This window comes from Bacillus sp. AFS018417, from assembly GCF_002560985.1.
Classification (GTDB): domain Bacteria; phylum Bacillota; class Bacilli; order Bacillales; family Bacillaceae_G; genus Bacillus_A; species Bacillus_A rhizoplanae.
The window spans coordinates 1-16,471 of the sequence record NZ_NTTM01000003.1; the positions used below are offsets into that span (position 1 = coordinate 1).

The 16,471-nt window shown below is 38.2% G+C and carries 14 protein-coding genes, 1 pseudogene and 2 other annotated features; of the genes and pseudogenes, 3 read left to right on the forward strand and 12 right to left on the reverse strand.

The features are described 5' to 3' along the window. Positions 1 to 106 precede the first annotated feature (106 nt). Positions 107 to 637, forward strand: coding sequence for a DinB family protein (locus tag CN326_RS01405; RefSeq protein ID WP_098305502.1), 531 nt, complete (start codon positions 107 to 109; stop codon positions 635 to 637). A gap of 231 nt (positions 638 to 868) precedes the next feature. Here the strand turns inward: CN326_RS01405 and CN326_RS01410 are convergent, their stop codons facing one another. Beyond that, on the reverse strand, positions 869 to 2,233 hold the full coding sequence (locus CN326_RS01410; protein ID WP_098305504.1) for an amino acid permease: 1,365 nt from the start codon (positions 2,231 to 2,233) through the stop codon (positions 869 to 871). Positions 2,234 to 2,502: 269 nt separating this feature from the next. Continuing rightward, positions 2,503 to 2,727: a binding site (T-box leader), on the reverse strand. A 48-nt stretch (positions 2,728 to 2,775) separates the two neighbouring features. Then, positions 2,776 to 3,000: a binding site (T-box leader), on the reverse strand. A 202-nt stretch (positions 3,001 to 3,202) separates the two neighbouring features. Between CN326_RS01410 and CN326_RS25500 the strand changes: the two are divergent. Further along, positions 3,203 to 3,316: pseudogene (locus CN326_RS25500) on the forward strand (3-alpha domain-containing protein); the annotation flags it as partial. An 87-nt stretch (positions 3,317 to 3,403) separates the two neighbouring features. Then, entirely contained in the window at positions 3,404 to 3,658 is a 255-nt protein-coding gene (locus tag CN326_RS24895) for a YbeF family protein (RefSeq protein ID WP_255258074.1), read from the forward strand. Between the two features lie 63 nt (positions 3,659 to 3,721). On the opposite strand, the gene pyrE is transcribed toward CN326_RS24895, so the two are convergent. The 11 genes from pyrE to CN326_RS01470 form a co-directional block, all read right to left on the reverse strand. Further along, positions 3,722 to 4,354, reverse strand: a complete 633-nt coding sequence (pyrE, locus tag CN326_RS01420; protein ID WP_098305508.1) for an orotate phosphoribosyltransferase — start codon at positions 4,352 to 4,354, stop codon at positions 3,722 to 3,724. Beyond that, on the reverse strand, positions 4,351 to 5,067 hold the full coding sequence (gene pyrF, locus CN326_RS01425; RefSeq protein WP_098305510.1) for an orotidine-5'-phosphate decarboxylase: 717 nt from the start codon (positions 5,065 to 5,067) through the stop codon (positions 4,351 to 4,353). The genes pyrE and pyrF overlap by 4 nt, the downstream gene beginning before the upstream one ends. Further along, positions 5,052 to 5,981 (reverse strand): dihydroorotate oxidase B catalytic subunit, encoded by a 930-nt coding sequence (gene pyrD / locus CN326_RS01430; RefSeq protein ID WP_098305512.1) that lies wholly within the window; start codon positions 5,979 to 5,981, stop codon positions 5,052 to 5,054. Before pyrD ends, pyrF begins: the two co-directional genes overlap by 16 nt. Continuing rightward, complete coding sequence (gene pyrK, locus CN326_RS01435; protein ID WP_098305514.1) at positions 5,978 to 6,757, reverse strand: dihydroorotate oxidase B electron transfer subunit; 780 nt, start codon at positions 6,755 to 6,757, stop codon at positions 5,978 to 5,980. Before pyrK ends, pyrD begins: the two co-directional genes overlap by 4 nt. Continuing rightward, positions 6,754 to 9,972, reverse strand: a complete 3,219-nt coding sequence (gene carB / locus CN326_RS01440; RefSeq protein ID WP_098305516.1) for a carbamoyl-phosphate synthase large subunit — start codon at positions 9,970 to 9,972, stop codon at positions 6,754 to 6,756. Before carB ends, pyrK begins: the two co-directional genes overlap by 4 nt. Then, on the reverse strand, positions 9,957 to 11,054 hold the full coding sequence (locus CN326_RS01445) for a carbamoyl phosphate synthase small subunit (protein WP_098305518.1): 1,098 nt from the start codon (positions 11,052 to 11,054) through the stop codon (positions 9,957 to 9,959). Before CN326_RS01445 ends, carB begins: the two co-directional genes overlap by 16 nt. Next, the gene (gene pyrC, locus CN326_RS01450) at positions 11,051 to 12,337 is read right to left on the reverse strand and encodes a dihydroorotase (RefSeq protein ID WP_098305520.1); all 1,287 of its coding nucleotides are present in this window, start codon (positions 12,335 to 12,337) and stop codon (positions 11,051 to 11,053) included. Before pyrC ends, CN326_RS01445 begins: the two co-directional genes overlap by 4 nt. Then, a complete protein-coding gene (locus CN326_RS01455) occupies positions 12,321 to 13,235 on the reverse strand; it encodes an aspartate carbamoyltransferase catalytic subunit (protein ID WP_098305522.1) in 915 nt (304 codons plus the stop codon). The genes pyrC and CN326_RS01455 overlap by 17 nt, the downstream gene beginning before the upstream one ends. A gap of 148 nt (positions 13,236 to 13,383) precedes the next feature. Further along, positions 13,384 to 14,670, reverse strand: coding sequence for a solute carrier family 23 protein (locus tag CN326_RS01460; protein ID WP_098305524.1), 1,287 nt, complete (start codon positions 14,668 to 14,670; stop codon positions 13,384 to 13,386). A gap of 148 nt (positions 14,671 to 14,818) precedes the next feature. Then, positions 14,819 to 15,361, reverse strand: a complete 543-nt coding sequence (gene pyrR / locus CN326_RS01465) for a bifunctional pyrimidine operon transcriptional regulator/uracil phosphoribosyltransferase (RefSeq protein WP_098305526.1) — start codon at positions 15,359 to 15,361, stop codon at positions 14,819 to 14,821. A 200-nt stretch (positions 15,362 to 15,561) separates the two neighbouring features. Next, the gene (locus CN326_RS01470) at positions 15,562 to 16,470 is read right to left on the reverse strand and encodes an RluA family pseudouridine synthase (protein WP_098305528.1); all 909 of its coding nucleotides are present in this window, start codon (positions 16,468 to 16,470) and stop codon (positions 15,562 to 15,564) included. Between the last annotated feature and the right edge of the window lies 1 nt (position 16,471).

Genomic DNA, 16,471 nt, shown 5'->3' on the forward strand with positions numbered 1-16,471 from the left:
ATGAATTATAGAGCTGCTTTCATTTTGTTTTACGCAATAAAACAGGAATCTCCTCCTATTTAGAGAAATTAAATACAGGTCTGTATTTCATAACAGGGGGATTTCTATGGAGAATTTATTTTTAATTGATAAGATTGACGGATTAAGCGACGATTTTTCTAAACTTGTTTCGATGATGAACTATGCACGCCTCTCAACTTTACGTGCTGTTCAAGATTTAACAATTGAAGAATTAGACTATTTATATGATGAAAATGCAAATTCAATCGGTATGCTTCTGTATCACATGGCAGCTGTCGAATTTTATTATCAAATTCATACCTTTGAAGACAGAGAACCAACAGAGGAAGAACTAGAACGCTGGTTACCAGGTGTTGAACTAGGCAATCTCGGACGCCAGAAAATTAAAAACCAGCCTCTGGAATTCTACATAAACACATTACAAGAAGTGCGTGATAAAACAATCGCTACATTTCAATCACTTCCAAACGAATGGTTATTTAAAACAACTCCTTTTTGGGAAGACAAGCCGGCAAACAATTATTTCAAATGGTTTCATGTATTTGAGGATGAACTAAGTCATCGTGGGCAAATTCGCATCATTAAAAAGATGCAACAAGCTCATTCCGTAAAGTAATATACAAAAAGCTGTATTACTGTATATGTGAAGTAGTACAGCTTTTTGTTATGATTTTGATTTATTTTATTAAAGTAAAAGACACTCTTATTTCAGTAAATGAAATTATATACTTTCTTTTATCCCAGACTCACACTCTTTATCTTAAAACACGACAGAGCACGCCTATTCAATAGGAGCGTGCTCTGATGATTATCGGATTCATATGCTAAATTTATTCCCATCATAAATTTAACTTATATGTTTTAGTTGTGTGTCTTCTTTCTTTCTACTCCGTCCTTTAAGTAAAGCAAGACCAATTAAAAGTACTAAAGTTGTAAAACAAACCACTGTTCCGACTGAAATTCCATTACTAAACGTTGAGCCTATGAAAATAACACATAATCCTACGATTCCAATAATAGTCGTAGTTGGAAAAAACTTCATTTTAAAATTAGGCATTGTTGAATAATTAGGACGTAATTTAAGTTGCGCAAAGCAAATACTTAACCAAAGCAATAACATTGTAAATCCTGGAATTGTCATCATTGTTCCGATAATACTATCTGGAGCAAAGAATGCTAGTCCTGCACCTATCAATAATAATAATCCATTAAAAGAGATTGCAACGATTGGTGCACCTGATTTCGCAGTATGTTTCAATATTTTTGGCGCTTCTCCTTTTTCAGCTAACGCAACCATTGTTCTGGAAGTAGCATAAACTCCTGAATTCGCAGCTGAAAGAACTGCCGTTAATAAAACAAAATTCATGATGTGTGCAACACCTGGGATACCAATGGCATTCATTACTTGTATAAACGGACTTACATTTCCTGCAACTTCATTCCAAGGTATTAATCCCGCAATAATTGTAATAGGTAAGATATAAAATATGATAACGCGCCAAACAACACCCTTTATCACTTTAGGTAAAACCTTCTCAACGTCTTTTGTCTCAGAAATTGCTACCCCTATTAACTCAGATCCTCCGAATGAAAACATGACAATAAAACAAGCACTAAATACCCCTTTAATACCATTTGGAAAGAATCCCCCATGCCCAAGTAAATGTTCCGTTGGTGTTGATGGAGCAAAATTCGTTAGCCCAAATAAGACTGCTCCACCTAAAAGGATGAATAATACAAGTGCCAAAATTTTTATACTAGCAAACCAAAATTCCATTTCGCCATAAAATTTCACTTGAAAACTGTTAATTCCCACAACTAAAAGCGCACAAATAGCACTTAGTAACCAAAGAGGTACATTCGGAAACCAAAATTGTAAAAAAGATCCTGCAGCTAATATTTCTACAATTGTAACAAGCGTCCAGTTAATCCAGTATAGCCATCCAACTACAAATGATACATGAAATCCAAAAGCCTTATGAACTAAATGTTGAACATTATGATTTGGATAAACAACAGCCATTTCAGCTAAAGCCACCATAACAATCATCATTAATAATCCACCAAGTAAGTACGAAACAATTACGCCAGGCCCGGCAATCCCTAGAGTATCTCCACTCCCTTTGAAAATGCCCGTACCAATCATTCCCGCTAACGCTAAAAATTGAACATGTCTAGGTAATAACTCTTTCTTTAAGCCATCTTTCTTCATTCTTTTTTCCTCTTTCTGTTCCTAATTTTTTTAATTGTTTTGCAAGTGATTTTAAATAATAATAGCCATCTTCCATGGCTATTCACCTCCTTTACATCACTATTTTTACTTGGTGAATGAATTGATTTATATGATTAAAATCCATTTTTTAAGAATAAAGGTCTGTAAGCCTCATCCACAATGAAACCTCCTAAAAACATAATCATCATTCATACATTTAGGTACTTTTACTTTTAAAAACAAATAAAAAATCCCTACTGAAATTAATCAGTAGGGACGATTTTATTCGCGGTACCACCCTAATTATTGACAAACTTTATATGTCAATCTCTTCATTCTCTATAACGGCTCTTCACCGTCTTCCCCTTACAATTCGCTCGAAGAAGATGCTCCTGGATTGTAATTCATGCTGTTCTATGTACTGACTTACACCAACCGTCAGCTCTCTTTAACAGGGAGAACATACACTACTTTATTCCATTCATCGCTTATCTATTATTTAGTTGTTATGAAAATACAAAAAATCCCTACTGAAATTAATCAGTAGGGACGATTTTATTCGCGGTACCACCCTAATTATTGACAAACTCTATATGTCAATCTCTTCATTCTTTATAACGGCTCTTCACCGTCTTCCCCTTACAATTCGCTCGAAGAAGATGCTCCTGGATTGTAATTCATGCTGTTCTATGTACTGACTTACACCAACCGTCAGCTCTCTTTAACAGGGAGAACATACACTACTCTATTCCATTCATCGCTTATCTTATTTACTTATAAAGTATCCTATAATAAATATAATAAAAAATCAATATTTTTTATTCCTGTAATTTTCTGTTAAATATGCCCATATCCTTTACGAAACATCACCTTAACCATTACAAAAATGCAGGATTTACTAATTTTTCGTACGAGTATTAGAGAGAGGAACTGTTTCCCCTTCTGATGAAATTAGATTAATAGAACAAAATGAACATAACAATTACCTTTGCAAATGAAATGATGCACCACGATAAACATAATATAGAAAAACTGCAACTTATATTTGCAGTCAATTCCTTGTCAAAAAGCTGGCGAAATACATTTACAAAGCGATTTGGAGGAAAAGAAACGAGTGCAGAAAAACGTTTAACAGGAAAACAACAAACTAATAGGAAAAGAGGACAGCGCATGAGTGAATTTATATTCGTATTATTTGTTTGTCCATTACTTGTCTTTATTTTTTCTGTTATTGGTACACGAATTACAAAGACGTATTATATAATGCCTATTATTACGTTTGCGATTTTTCTTATTGTAGCAGTAGCGTTATTTAATCGATCATTTTTCTTTTGGGTAGGGATGTATAGTATTTTTTCATTTCTTGTTTCTTATATGACGTTATTATTTGTAAAAGGAGACAAAGAGGTAGAAAAAAAGCAATAACGATGTAATTGCATAAAGAAAACACGACCGTGTTTCTCCCCACGGTCGTGTTTTCTTTTATTATTATGCTGTAATCCAAGCCTCATCAGCTGGATTTTTGCGCCATTCTTGTAGTTTCTTCGTTTCTGCTTCGCCGATCATACCTTTTTCTGCTGCTACTTCTGTAAGTGCACTGTAGTCGCTTAAAGAGTATGATGCAACATTTGCTGCTGCTAATTTTTCTTTTCCTGCTTCAAGTTCGTATGTGAAGATTGATACGATTCCTAATACTTCACAACCAGCTTCGCGAAGTGCCTCTACACAAGTAATTGCACTGCCACCAGTTGAGATTAAATCTTCTACTACGACAACTTTTTGGCCTTTTTCTGCTTTACCTTCGATTTGATTTCCTTTACCATGCCCTTTTGCCTTACTGCGTACATAACACATTGGTAAGTTCATACGATCGCTTACCCAAGCAGCATGTGCAATCCCTGCTGTTGCTGTTCCTGCAATAACCTCTACAGTTGGGAAGTGTGTTTGAATTAATTCTTCTAATCCTGCCGCAATCGCTTGACGTACTTCTGGATATGATAATGTTAAACGATTATCACAATAAATTGGTGATTTCATTCCAGAAGACCATGTAAATGGATCATTTGGTTGTAAGAATACTGCTCCGATATCTAATAAATGAGATGCGATTTGTTTTTTCATACTGTTACACCCTCCCACTGTTCTTTTACAATTTGATACGCTGCGCGTGGATTTTCTGCTTTTGTAATACTACGTCCTACTACGATATAACTAGAGCCTAGTTCACGCGCACGTTTTGGCGTTGCTACGCGAACTTGGTCATTTACATCATCGCTTGCAAGACGAATCCCCGGTGTTACTGTTACGAAAGCATCTCCGCATACTTCACGCAATTTTGGTACTTCCAGCGTTGAACAAACAACGCCGTCCAGACCGCTTTCTTTCGTTAATTTCGCATAATGAGCAACCGCTTCTTCTAACGTTTTCTCAATGCCGATCTCTTTTTTCATTACTTCTTCCGATGTACTTGTTAGTTGTGTAACTGCAATACAAATCGGTCTCTCTTTTCCTTCTTTCTTACCTTCCTCTAATCCCTCAAGCGCAGCTTTCATCATACTGCTTCCCCCAGCAGCATGAACGTTTACCATATCAACTTCTAAACTAGCTAAATTGCGCATTGCGCTTTTTACTGTGTTCGGAATATCATGAAGTTTTAAATCTAGAAAAATTTGATGTCCTTTTTCTTTTAGGTACGTAATAATAGCAGGTCCCTCTTTGTAAAACAGTTCCATACCAACTTTGACAAATAATTGTTCCCCTTCAAAGTGACTTAAAAACTGTTCTACCTCTGCTTTACCTGGAAAATCCAGTGCAACAATTAAAGATTGTGACATGTTTGCTTCCAGCTCCTTCCTTGACATTCCGAAATGTGTTCAAATCCTAATTCATCTAAAAGTGCTGGTAATTCTTCAATAATTGTTGGACATACAAACGGATCAACGAAGTTTGCTGTTCCAACTGCTACTGCACTTGCACCAGCGTAGAAGAACTCAATTACATCTTCTGCTGATTCAATACCGCCCATTCCGATAATTGGAATGTTCACAGCTTGACTCACTTCGTGCACCATACGAATTGCCACTGGCTTAATCGCTGGGCCTGATAATCCACCTGTACGGTTTGCTAAAATTGGTTTTGCCGTTTTTAAATCTAGACGCATGCCAAGCAATGTATTAATCATCGTTAATCCGTCCGCACCCGCGTTTTCAATTGCCTTTGCAATCTCCACAATGTTTGCCACGTTCGGTGACAATTTCACATATACCGGTACTTCAGAAACCTCTTTTACTCGCTTCGTTAAATCGGCAGCAATTTCTGGAACTGTACCAAAAGCGATACCGCCTGTTTTTACGTTTGGACAAGAAATATTTAATTCTAGTGCATGAACATTTGGTGCTTTCGAAATTTCCTTTGCTACTGCTACATAGTCCTCAGCTTGTGAACCCGCAACGTTCGCAATAATAGGAAGATCAAATTGCTCTAGCCATGGTAATTCAGACGTCATTACCTTTTCTAACCCTGGGTTTTGAAGCCCGATTGCATTTAGCATTCCGCCTGGTGTTTCTGCAACACGAGGAGTTGGATTTCCATAACGAGGTTGTTCTGTTGTTGCTTTAATCATGATTGATCCAAGTACACTTAAATCATAGAACTGTGCGTACTCACGACCAAATCCGAAACAACCAGATGCCGGGATAATTGGATTCTTTAATGATAATCCTGGTAATTCAACTTGCAATCTGTTCATAGTACAACCTCCCCGATTGGAAATACTGGCCCGTCGCTGCACACCTTCTTGTAAGAATGTCCACTTGGATCTTCTTGCAAGTGGCATACACATGCGAAACATGCTCCAACCCCACAGCCCATACGTTCTTCTAATGAAATGTAGGCTTTTTTCTCTTTATAGCGGCCTTCTAATGCACGAAGCATTGCTAAAGGTCCACATGAGTATAAAATGTCAAAGTCAATTCCATACGCATCGATCACATCTGTTACAAATCCTTTTGTACCATGTGTACCATCGACTGTTGCGACATACGTATCACCAAGCTCTGCAAATTTCTCTTCGTAGAAGACAACATCTTTTGTTTGGAAACCTAAGATGTGAATGACACGTACTCCTTTTGCAACAAGGCGTTGTGATAACTCATAAAGTGGTGGCACACCAATTCCGCCTCCTACTAAAAGAGCCGTTTGCCCTGCTTCCGCTTCTTCTACAGGAAATCCATGGCCTAATGGTCCTAATACGTCTACAAGTTCACCTTGTTTTTTCTTTGCTAATGTTTTTGTTCCTTGTCCTTCCGCGCGATAGAGCATTGTAAATTCGTTCTTTTCTTGATCAACATTACAAATACTAATTGGGCGGCGCAGCAGAGGCGCAATGCCTTCTGCTACTTTAATGTGTACAAACTGCCCTGGTTCGTTCATTTGCTGTACAAGATCACCTTGAAGCACTAGTTCATAAATATTTTTTGCGATTTCTTTTTGGTTAACGACGATCATATTTTGCTTTTGCATCATGCACGTACCACCTCGTGACGCTCGGTTGGCGCAATTTCTTTCATTGCGTGAGCTGAAAATGTCATGGATTCTAGTACACGTAAGATTGCTCTTGTTGTATCTAGTGATGTTAAGCATGCTACTCCATTTTCTACAGACTCACGGCGAATACGGAAGCCATCACGCGCTGGTTGTTTACCTTTTGTTAATGTGTTAATTACAAACTGAGCTTTTCCTTGGCGAATAATATCCAGCAAGTTGTAGTCTTCAGAATCGATTTTGTTGACAACTTGAACTGGAACACCTTGGTCTGTTAATGATTTTGCTGTTCCTGCTGTCGCTAATAAGTTATAACCAATTTCATGGAAGCGCTTTGCAATTTCCATTGCTTCTTCTTTGTCTTTATCCGCAACAGTAATGATGACAGATCCGTGTGTTGGAATACTAATTCCAGCAGCAACAAGTCCTTTATATAATGCTTTTTCAAGTGTTAAGTCTTTCCCCATTACTTCCCCTGTTGATTTCATTTCAGGTCCTAATGTTGTATCAACAGAACGTAGTTTTGCAAAAGAGAATACCGGAGCTTTTACGTACACTTCTTTCTCTTCTGGGCGATATCCAGTTTCATATCCTTGTTCTACAAGATTTTGACCTAAAATAACTTTTGTTGCGATATTCGCCATCGGTACACCTGTAATTTTACTTAAGAATGGTACTGTACGGCTCGCACGTGGGTTTACTTCAATTACATACACTTCGTCTTTGAATACTACAAACTGGATATTCAGTAAGCCAACAATGTTTAATCCTCTTCCAAGTGCAATTGTATTTTCGATAATTTGTTCTTTCAGTTTTGCAGATAAGCTTTGCGGTGGGTATACACCGATGGAGTCACCAGAGTGAACTCCAGCGCGTTCAATATGTTCCATAATACCTGGAATGAATACATTTTCACCGTCTGAAATTGCATCTACTTCAATTTCTTTACCAACCATGTAACGGTCAATTAATACTGGATGATCCGCATGAACTTTAACCGCATTTTTCATGTAGTGCAGTAGTTCTTCTTGACGATATACAATTTCCATCGCACGTCCACCAAGTACGTAAGATGGTCTTACAAGTACTGGATAACCAATTTCTTCAGCGATTGCTACTGCTGCTTCTACTGTTGTTGCCGTTTTCCCAACTGGTTGTGGAATACCTAACTCTGTTAAAGCCGCTTCGAATTTATCACGGTCTTCTGCACGATCTAAATCTTCCAGTGATGTACCTAAAATTTTCACACCGCGCTCTTGTAATTTTGCCGCTAAGTTAATTGCTGTTTGACCACCAAACTGAACGATTACACCTTCTGGTTGTTCTAAATCGATGATGTGCATTACATCCTCAATTGTAAGTGGTTCAAAATATAACTTATCCGAAATACTGAAATCTGTTGAAACTGTTTCTGGGTTGTTATTGATGATAATTGCTTCATAACCAGCTTCTTTAATTGCCCATACAGAGTGAACTGTTGCATAGTCAAACTCCACACCTTGCCCGATGCGGATTGGACCAGACCCAAGTACTACTACGCTTTTACGATCTGTAACAATCGATTCATTTTCGTCGCCATATGTGCTGTAGTAGTACGGTGTTGCAGATTCAAACTCTGCCGCACAAGTATCTACCATTTTAAATACTGGCGTCATATTGTTTTCTTGACGTGTTTCATAAATCTCACGCTCTGTTTTGTTCCAAGCAGCTGCGATGTAATGATCACTGAAGCCCATTTCTTTTGCTTCTTGCAGCACTTCCATATCACCAACATGTGCTTTTACTTTGCGTTCCATGTTTACGATGTTTTCAACTTTTTGTAAGAAGAAGAAGTCCATTTCACACCATGAGTTGATTTCTTCTTTTGTTACACCTTGACGGATCGCTTCTGCTACAACAAACAGTCGCTCATCATCAGCTTTAATAATGCGTTTTTTCATTGTTTCTTTATCAAGCTCTTTTAAGTGGTCTAACTCTAAGTGATAAATGCCAAGCTCTAGAGAACGAACCGCTTTTAATAATGATTCCTCTAAGTTACGTCCGATTGACATAACTTCACCAGTTGCTTTCATCTGCGTACCAAGCGTTCTGTTTGCTGATTCAAACTTATCAAATGGCCAGCGCGGAATTTTTGAAACAACATAGTCTAATGCTGGTTCGAAACATGCATATGTTTTCTGAGTTACTGGGTTTACAATTTCATCTAATGTTAAGCCAACTGCAATTTTCGCCGCTAATTTAGCGATTGGATACCCTGTTGCTTTTGACGCTAATGCAGATGAACGACTTACACGTGGATTTACTTCGATTACATAGTACTGGAAGCTATATGGATCAAGCGCAAGCTGAACGTTACATCCACCTTCAATTCCTAGTGCACGAATAATTCTTAATGAAGTGTTACGTAACATTTGATATTCACGATCACTTAATGTTTGGCTTGGTGCAACAACGATAGAATCCCCTGTATGAACACCAACTGGATCAATGTTTTCCATATTACATACTACGATGGCATTATCATTTGAATCACGCATTACTTCATATTCAATTTCCTTGCAACCAGCAATACTTTTTTCTAATAAACATTGTGTTACTGGGCTATGTTTTAAACCACTTGTTACGGTTTCAATTAATTCTTCTTCGTTATGACAAATACCACCGCCAGTTCCTCCTAATGTGAACGCTGGACGAACGATTACTGGATAACCAATTTCTTTTACAAAGTCATATGCTTCATCAAGCGTATGAATGATTTCACTTGGTGGTGTTGGTTCATTTAATTCTTGCATTAATGTACGGAATAGGTCACGATCTTCCGCTTGCTCAATTGCTGATAATTTTGTTCCTAAAATTTCAACTCCGCACTCTTCTAGTATGCCTGATTTTGCAAGTTCAACAGCCATATTTAGTCCCGTTTGTCCGCCTAGTGTCGGCAAGATTGCATCTGGGCGTTCTTTACGAATAATACGGCTTACAAATTCTAATGTTAATGGTTCAATATATACTTTATCTGCTGTTGCAGTGTCAGTCATAATTGTTGCTGGGTTAGAGTTCACAAGGATTACTTTGTAACCTTCTTCTTTAAGAGATTGACAAGCTTGTGTTCCAGAGTAGTCAAACTCCGCTGCTTGCCCGATTACAATAGGTCCTGATCCGATTACTAAAATTGTGTTAATGTCTAGGCGTTTTGGCATAACTCTTCCCCTTCTTTCTTGAAGTTTTCAATCATTGTTAAGAAATCTTCGAATAAATCATTTGCATCTTCTGGCCCTGCTGAAGCTTCTGGATGGTATTGTACTGTAAATGCTGGGAACTTCGTATGACGAAGACCTTCTACTGTTCCATCATTTAACGCTACATGTGTAATTTCAAGATCTGTACTTTTAACTGATTCTTCTTCTACTGCGTAACCATGGTTTTGAGAAGTAATGGCTACTTTTCCAGTTGCAAGATGCTTTACTGGATGATTTAAACCACGGTGACCGAATTTTAACTTGCTTGTATTTGCACCAGATGCTAGAGCGAACAATTGATGTCCAAGGCAAATCCCGAATAATGGTACTTTTCCGATAATGTCTTTTAGCATTTCAATTGCTTCTGGTACATCTTTTGGATCCCCAGGTCCATTACTTAACATAATTCCATCTGGGCTAAGGCGTAAAATCTCTTCAGCCGTTGTATTGTAAGGGACAACAATTACATCACAGTCACGTTTATTTAGTTCTCGTAAAATACCATGCTTCATACCGAAGTCTACAAGTACAACGCGATGGCCACGGCCTGGACTTGGATATGGATCTTTTGTTGATACGCGTTTCACATGATCTGTAAAGACTGTCGCTTTTAATTGGCTAACGATGTACTCTACATCCGCATCCATGTTGCAAAGACGTCCGCGTAATGTTCCATATTGACGAATTTTTCGTGTTAATTTTCTTGTATCAATTCCTGCTAATCCTGGAATGTTTCTTTCCTTTAAATAATCATCTAACGAAATTTCATTACGGAAGTTAGATGGGTGATCACAAATTTCGTTTACTATTAAACCATTTACAGATGGATGAATTGATTCGAAATCATCACGGTTAATGCCGTAGTTTCCGATTAATGGGTACGTAAATGTTACAATTTGACCGCAGTATGATGGATCAGATAATGTCTCTTGATACCCCGTCATCCCTGTTGTAAATACGACTTCACCTGATTTTTCAATTTCTCCGCCAAAGCCTTTTCCAATTAATACTGTTCCATCTTCTAAGATAAGCTGTCTTTTCATACTAATGCACTCTCCTTTTGCCATGCGATCTTACCGCCAACGATTGTCATAACCGGCCAGCCTTGACATTTCCAGCCTGCGAATGGCGTATTTTTTCCTTTTGATAAGAATGTTGTTGGATCAATCTCTTCTTCATTGTCTAAATCGATTATTGTAATATCAGCTACTCTACCTTCTGTCAGACGCCCTGCTTCTAAACCGAATGTATCAGCTGGTTTTTCTGCTAAGAATTGAATTAATTGTTCTAATGTAATGATTCCTTTTTTCACAAGGTTTGTATATAGTAGTGGGAATGCCGTTTCAAAACCAGTAATTCCGAACGGTGCTCTTTCAATCCCTTGTGCTTTCTCTTCCGCAGTATGCGGTGCATGATCTGTTGCGATCATATCGATCGTTCCATCTAATAATCCTTCGATTAACGCTTCATGATCTTCTTTTCCTCGAAGCGGTGGATTCATTTTAAAATTAGGATCAGCTGATGGGATATCATCTTCACATAATAGTAAGTGATGCGGTGTTACTTCTGCGGTTACTTTAATTCCAGCACGCTTTGCATCACGAATGACACGTACAGATCCTTTTGTACTTACGTGACATACGTGATAGTGACACCCTGCTGCTTCTGCAAGTAGTATGTCCCGGGCAATATGTACGGACTCACATACTGATGGGATACCGTTTAAGCCGTGTTTCTCAGAAAACTTGCCTTCATGTACACACCCTTTATTGATTAGCGTATTTTCTTCGCAGTGTGCTACAACTGCCATATTTAATTTTGCTGCACGCTTCATCGCTGCCAGCATCATGCTTGCATCCTGTACGCCTACTCCATCATCAGTAAACGCGAATGCTCCAAGTTCTTTTAATGTTTCAAAGTCTGTCATTTCAGAACCTGCTTGGCGTACTGTAATCGCTCCATATGGCAGTACATTTACATGTGCTTTTTCTTTAATTCGTTTTTGCAAGTCTTCCATATGTTCTCTGCTGTCTGGTACTGGACGTGTATTTGGCATTGCGCAAATTGTTGTAAATCCACCTTTTGCTGCTGCAAGTGTACCTGTTTCAATTGTTTCTTTATGTTCACCACCTGGTTCGCGAAGATGAACGTGTACATCTACTAATCCAGGTGCAATTAATTTTCCGTTTACATCGATTACTTCAGCATTATCTGCCGTAATATTTTCTGCTACTTTCGCAATTTTACCGTCTTGTACGAGAAGATCTGTTGCTACGATTTTTCCTTCTTCATTCAAATAACGTCCATTTTTAAATAAATAGTTCATGTTTCATTCCTCCTAATACATTTGGTAATGCGCGTTTTAGTACAGCCATTCTTACGTAAACTCCATTTTCCATCTGTTTGAATATGCGTGAACGCTCACACTCGACGAGTTCACTTGCAATTTCTACATCACGGTTTACAGGAGCTGGATGCATAATAATGCTTCCTTGTTTCATACGCTTTTCTCGTTCAATTGTTAATCCGTGCTGCTCATGATACTCTTTCATGATATCTGTTTCATAATGATCATGACGCTCATGTTGCACACGAAGTAACATCATCACATCAACTTCTGGAACAAGTTCATCTAAACTTCTGTATGTTCCAAATGTGTTCGTTTCATCTTTCCACTCTTCAGGGCTAGCAAAGTAAATCGTTGCTCCTAGTTTTGTTAAAGCTTCAGCGTTAGAACGTGCTACTCGGCTATGGCGAATATCTCCAACAATCGCAATCTTTAATCCTTCAAATCCTCCAAACTCTTGTTTAATTGTTAGAAGATCTAGAAGACATTGCGTTGGATGATTTCCACATCCATCACCAGCATTCAAGATTGGAATGTTTACTTGATCCTTTAGCTCATCAAAGTAGCGATCTTGTTGATGGCGGATGACCACTGCTTTTGTTCCGATTGATTCAAGTGTTCTTATCGTATCGTAAAGTGTTTCTCCTTTTTGTACGCTAGAAGACTCTGCCGAGAAGTTCAGAACATCGAGCCCTAATCGCTTCTCTGCTACTTCAAAGCTAAAACGTGTTCTCGTACTGTTTTCAAAGAATAAGTTTGCAACAAACGTTTGCTCTTTCGTTCTTATTCCTTTTCCACTTGCGAAATCTTCTGCATCTTTTAGGATTTCTGAAATCTCCTGCTCCGATAATTCACTCATCGTTAACAAATGGTTCATTGTCATCCCTCATCTTTCTGATTTTTATCTTAGCATCTTTGAATTTATATAACAATAACTGCATAAAAATACCCTAGCCGTGCGAGACTAGGGTGTAACAAATTACACACCCTTTTCGGTCTCACAGGACTGAATTAAAAGGTTGTTTTTATGAAGCAATGTTCTTTGATTGTTGTTGTTTTTGTTTCAGTTCAGGTAGTACTAAGTTTAGGATTACCCCTACAATTGCTGCAAGAGCCATGCCTTCTACTTGGAATGATTGACCGATATGAAGCACTGCACCACCGATGCCAATTACAAGTATGACTGATGCTATTACTAAATTTCGTTTATCCCCGAAATCTGTTTTCTCATCTACCATCATGCGTAAACCGCTTGATGCGATAACACCGAATAGTAAGATTGAAACTCCGCCCATAACTGGTGTTGGGATCGAATGGATAAGAGCTGAAATTTTACCAATAAATCCGAACATGATTGCCAATATTGCTGATCCAACGAATAAATATACGCTGTATGCTCTTGTAATTGCAAGCACTCCAATATTTTCACCGTACGTCGTATTTGGCGGTCCTCCAATTGCTGAAGCAATGAATGTTGCAATTCCATCTCCCATAATAGAGCGGTGTAAGCCTGGCTTTTCAATTAAGTCTTTATTTATGACATTTCCAAGTACAATTTGATGTCCAATATGTTCTGAAACTGTAACGATTGCAACAGGTACCATTACTAATACTATTTTCCACGAAAATTCTGGTGTATATGTGACAAATGGCACTACGAAATCCGGTACATCAAACCATTTCGCTTCAATTACTGGTTTCAAATCGACTAAGCCTTGGAAGTAAGCAAAGATGTAACCGCCTATGATTCCTATTAAAACTGGTATGATGCTTAAGAATCCTCTTCCAAAGATTGAGCAGATGATTGTAATTGCTAATGTGACAAGTGCAACTGAAAAGTGTGTAAAGCTATATTTTCCATCTGCATTATTCATTGCCATATCTACTGCTGTATGTGCAAGCCCAAGTCCAATTACCATAACAACTGGACCAACTACGATTGGGGGCAAGAGATTCATAATCCAATTAGATCCAGATTTTTTAATCGCAAGTGCAATCAACATATAGACAAGTCCTGCCATCATTCCGCCAAGCATTGCTGCTCCTGGGCCGCCTGCTGCTTTTGCTGTAATAATCGGTGCAATGAATGCAAATGATGATCCGAGGTAAGCTGGAACTTGCCCTTTCGTGATTAGCAGGAATGCTAGCGTTCCTAGTCCGCTCGAGATTAAGGCAACTGCTGGGCTTAATCCTGTTAAAAATGGAACAAGCACTGTCGCTCCAAACATAGCGAATAGATGCTGTATACTTAACAGTAACCATTTTCCTGGTTTCGGTACTTCATGAATGTCTAACACTGGCTTTTGTTCCATTATTATATCCTCCTCCAATGTTGAAAACTTGCAATAAAAAAACTCTTTGCGCCCTATGCACAAAGAGTCCTATACTTTCGTATGTCAAATTAGACATATGAAAGCCAAGACCCTTTGGCAGCCTCACAGGACTACATTTAAAAGGGCTTTATTTTTCGTATATGCTTACTCGATCTTGTTTGTCTGTTTCTTGAAGTCCTACTTCAATACGTTCTTCGCTTGATGTTGGAATGTTTTTTCCTACATAGTCAGCGCGAATTGGTAGTTCACGGTGACCTCTATCTACAAGAACAGCTAACTGAATTTGCGATGGTCTTCCAATATCCATTAGAGCATCCATTGCAGCTCGCACAGTTCTTCCTGTATATAATACATCATCAACAAGGATAACTTTTTTATTCGTAATATCAACTGGAATATCCGAACCTTTTACAAGCGGTTCTTTATTTTTAGATTGCAGTGTTAAGTCATCACGATACAATGTAATGTCTAATTCACCAACTGCCATCTCTTTTCCTTCAATTTGACTAATTCGTTCTGCTAAACGCTGTGCGATAAAAATACCGCGTGTTTTAATCCCAACTAGAACACAATTTTCAACACCCTTATTGCGTTCTACAATTTCATGACTAATGCGTGTTAAAGCACGGCGAATCATTTGATCATCTAGTACCACTGCTTTTTCTTTCATGCTCTTCACCTCCAAGCTTTTTTCTTGCGTGAGAGGAATGGTATAAAAAAATCCTCTCGTCGTGTGCGAGAGGATTTTTTTGAAAAAGGGTATACGTACCCTACGTATTTCAAACCGTTACCTTCTCAACCTCACGGGGCTGTGTTAAAGGACTTATTCAACTGCTGTTATTATGGCAGTTTTTATAACGATTGTCAATATTATTTTCGCAACTCATCCAAAAGATCTACAAAAATTTGTGGAACTGGTGCTTCAAATTCTAAATATTCACCTGTACGCGGGTGAACGAAACCTAAAATACCTGCATGTAATGCTTGACCATTTATATCAAACGTTTTCTTCGGACCATATTTCGGGTCACCTGCAAGTGGGTACCCAATATATTTCATATGTACACGAATTTGATGCGTACGACCTGTTTCTAGTTGACACTCCACATGAGTGAAATTATTAAAACGCTCTAATACACGGAAATGAGTTACAGCATGTTTTCCATTTTCCTCAACAGTCATACTTTGACGATCTTGTTTATCACGTCCAATCGGCGCATCAACTGTTCCTTTATCATGCGGAATAACACCATGAACAATCGCTTGATAGCGTCTTGTTACTGTTTTTGCCACAAGCTGATTTACAAGCGCTTCATGTGCCATATCATTTTTTGCCACCATCAATAATCCAGACGTATCTTTATCAATGCGATGCACAATTCCTGGGCGCATTACACCGTTAATACCCGATAAATCTTTACAGTGATACATTAAACCATTTACTAACGTACCGCTCGTATGCCCTGGCGCAGGGTGTACAACCATGCCACGCGGCTTGTTTACGACAAGTACATCACTATCCTCATAATAAATTTCTAAATTCATATCTTCTGGAAGAATATCTAATGACTCTGGTTCTGGAATAGTAACTGTAATTTCATCATTTGTTTTTACTTTATAGTTCCCTTTGATGTCTTTTCCGTTTACGGTTACAACACCATCTTTAATCCATTGTTGCACTTGTGAACGAGACCATTCATTGTTCACCCCTGCAACAAATTTATCAATCCGTTCGTTTTTTTGCTCTTCTGTAACTGTTACTTGTACTACTTCGCTCATT